Raw genomic sequence first — 3,074 nt, 5'->3', positions numbered from 1 at the left:
CGTTAATGCGGGCTTCCTCGCCGGCTTTCCATTCGTCCCGCCCGAGCAGGGGCGGGTCGCTGAGCTGAAATGCCGGCGCCGGCGCGGTGGGCCTGGTCAACTCCGCCACGCGTTGTGCGTGCTGAGCCTCCAACCCGTACAGCCGCTGCATGGGGTCGTGCTTGGCCTGGCTATGCTCGACGCCGCGTTCCATGCCATGCGGGGCCATCGCCTGGGCGTAATCGGTTTGCAGCTGGCGCAAGCTCTTAGGGTTGAACAGCTGGTCGGCCGATAGGGTGTTCTTGTCCGTGATAGGGGCCAGCACCGCATGAATGTGCGGGGTCTTCTCGTCCTGGTGCAGGGTGAATGATACCACGTTTTTGGCTCCGAACTTCTCCTTCAAAAAATTCAAATTGTCTTGCGCCCATTTGCTTTTGGAGTAGTCCACCGCTCGCCCATCCTGGCCCCGAATAAACCCCTCCGGGCTACCGGTCAGAATCACCTCCATCCCGCGCACCGAATCATGCCGGACGCGCTTTACCCCGGCTTCCTGAATGCGGGCCTCGAGCAAGCTCCAGTAGTCTTTCTGCTCGTGGTTGACATACTCTCGGTTTGGGTGGGGGGCGTCCTTGTCGGCGTTGGCTATTGAGTGGGGGTGCTGCTCCTGGCGGTAGTTGTGGCCAGTGGCCGCGAGGGCGTGAGCTTGGGTCTTGATTTTGGCAACGCGGATGACGGCGTAGGGCATGGGGCAGTGGGGAAGGGAAGTAGGGCAGGCGGCTTAGCTCCATGCCTTTTTTACCTCGGGGGAGCAGGGGGCAGAGCCCCCAGGGGAACGAGCTGCCCCGCAGGGACCACGGTTTGAACTTGGGGGAGGGGCACGAAGTAGGCCCCTGCCCCAAGTTCAAACCATAGTGGGTTATGGCTTTGTTTTTCTGGCCGGTCTAAGTTACGGATTTTTGCCCTACCTTAGTCGGGCTTACCTGAAGCGGACTTGTTTGGTAGAGGTATCAAGCGGGAAGGAATAAGGTAGGTGCTATAAACGCCTGGAGCCTGGTCGATGTGTTGAAGGTCCGCCCTCTACTCGACCAGGTTCTTTTAGTTTATTAGTATTGACCTATGAAGACAAAAGCATCTGTTCTCCACACTCTCTTTTGTGTAAGTATGGCATTTTGCTTCTTATGCCTAGCCAGTTGTGACCCTGCATTATCTCTGATAGTAAATAACCGAACTAAGAGCCCAGCTTACTTTTCTATGGCCGACAAAAGGCCAGTAGGGCCTGATTCAATATTTACCAAGACATTGGCTCCGAAAGGAAATGGAAAGAAAAGCCAAGTCTTTGTTTACTATGGAATTGGCGCTTGGGGAGATGTGTCTTTAGCAAAAATTTCACGGGAGACTAAACGCCTAGAAGTAATAAGCATTAACGATACTATTTTACTTACTGATAGTACGCAAATACGTAATTTCTTCGAACCAAGAAGAAGAGGGCTTTTAAAGTCCCGCATTGTGATTAACATTCGTTGAACTGAAAAATATCCTATATCAATCTCTCATACTCGTTCTCCTGGGGGCGCTGCCCCCTGTTCCCCCGAGGTAAAAAAGGCATAGAGCTAAGCCGCCTGCCCTACTTCCCTTCCCCACTGCCCTTAATCAAGGTTGAATGGCGGAATAGCATCGAAAACCGACAATTGTTGAGGGTCGCCTGACTTACCTTTCTTCTTCTTGACATAGGTACGAACGAAGCTCACTCGGTCCCCATTGAAGAACACTAGTGGGTTAATGAAGTAGGTGTACTCGTTATAGCCACGAGCTATAATCTTGCATTCTAACAGACTTGCTAGTCCATCATACACCTGCCTGACTGATTTGTACTTAGTGTACTCTAGGCACTCGTCTGGTAGAAACTCAACCTTGTCCGACTTCGGGCGCATCTTGTGCATGATGTATCCAAAAATGCGGATTGCTGCCCTGTTTAGCTCCCAAAAGCTCTCAAACTGGCTTAAATAGAGCTTGGTGAACTGGGTCTCATCGACCTCAACTTGACGAACAAACATGGTATGCCCTAATACATCACCTGTAGCTGGGTCAAAGGCTTGCAGCATTGCGCTCTCATCAGTGCGAGTAGCTGCCCTAAATTTGCGGGTAGGCTGAATCTCTTGTAAAGCCTTCTCTAAGAAAGGATTAGTTCGGTTTTTTTCAAAATCGGATAGTTTCATTGTCGAAAATGGGGCTAAAAAGGAAAGGCAGACTTTCCTACAAGGTAACTGTAATTTTCTTTTTTGGCACAAAAAAGGAAAAAGACAATTGCTTTTTTGTGCCAAAAAAGGCAATACAGATTGATGGGTTCAGCAAGTTTGAGTGATTGATTCAGCAAGTAGGTAGTATTAGTAATCAAGCAGTTAGACATTGCTGCTTCTTAGGTTCTTATAATTACTACTATTTCGGGCCTGCACTACCTACTAATTCCTCCCCCTTGGCTCTGGCCCCTGCTTTTGGTCAAATCTTGCTGCTTAGTGCGCTCGATGGCTGCTTCCACCTGGCTGCGTAACCCCTCCCCATTGGGTCGGATTTCCTCGGTTTTGAACTTGGCCCCGGTCTGCTCGTGGGTGAGCACCCCTCCTTTGCTCTGTTCATCGCGCTGTAGTTGATAGCCTGCGGCCTGCAACTTGGCTTGGAAGTCCTCTCCACTGCGTACTGGCTTGCTTAGGGTTTGCTCAATAACCCGCATTAGCTCGGCCCGCTCTTGTTCCCGCACGGTGGCCCCGAACTCGCGGAACTCTGCCAAATCCTCGCCCTGAGCGTAGCGCACGGCCATTTTATCAAACGTCTGGTCGCCTATTTCCTTTTGCTGGGTGGCTTCCTGCAGGCCGGTGAAATTGCCCTGTTTTAGCCCCTCTGACGTGCTCAACTGCTTTTGGAGCACTCTCACCTGCTCCGCGGCCGCTGTGTTCGCCTGGGCGAGCTTGGCAACCTCTGCGAGTTGCGCCCGGGCAGCTTCCGCTTGGCGGGCTAGTTCGGCGTTAATGCGGGCTTCCTCGCCGGCTTTCCATTCGTCCCGCCCGAGCAGGGGCGGGTCGCTGAGCTGAAATGCCGGC

General features: G+C 52.3%; 4 protein-coding genes. 1 reads left to right on the top strand and 3 read right to left on the bottom strand.

The genetic code is table 11. The features are described from left to right. A partial coding sequence (mobV, locus tag LGH70_RS23450; protein WP_226190965.1) for a MobV family relaxase occupies positions 1-724 on the bottom strand: 724 nt, incomplete at its 3' end. 506 nt (positions 725-1,230) lie between these two features. Here mobV and LGH70_RS23445 point away from each other — a divergent pair. After that, positions 1,231-1,503 (top strand): hypothetical protein, encoded by a 273-nt coding sequence (locus tag LGH70_RS23445; protein WP_226190963.1) that lies wholly within the window; start codon positions 1,231-1,233, stop codon positions 1,501-1,503. 122 nt (positions 1,504-1,625) lie between these two features. Here LGH70_RS23445 and LGH70_RS23440 read toward each other — a convergent pair whose 3' ends face one another. Continuing rightward, positions 1,626-2,195 carry a hypothetical protein gene (locus LGH70_RS23440; RefSeq protein ID WP_073289239.1) on the bottom strand — a complete coding sequence of 190 codons (570 nt, stop codon included), beginning with the start codon at positions 2,193-2,195 and terminating at the stop codon, positions 1,626-1,628. A gap of 236 nt (positions 2,196-2,431) precedes the next feature. After that, positions 2,432-3,074, bottom strand: a 643-nt coding sequence (locus LGH70_RS23435; protein ID WP_226190954.1) for a hypothetical protein, incomplete at its 5' end; no start/stop codon positions are given.

Source organism: Hymenobacter nitidus (genome assembly GCF_020447315.1).
Classification (GTDB): domain Bacteria; phylum Bacteroidota; class Bacteroidia; order Cytophagales; family Hymenobacteraceae; genus Hymenobacter; species Hymenobacter nitidus.
Note: the sequence above shows the minus strand (reverse complement) of the source record. Positions and strands in the feature narration are given on the sequence as shown.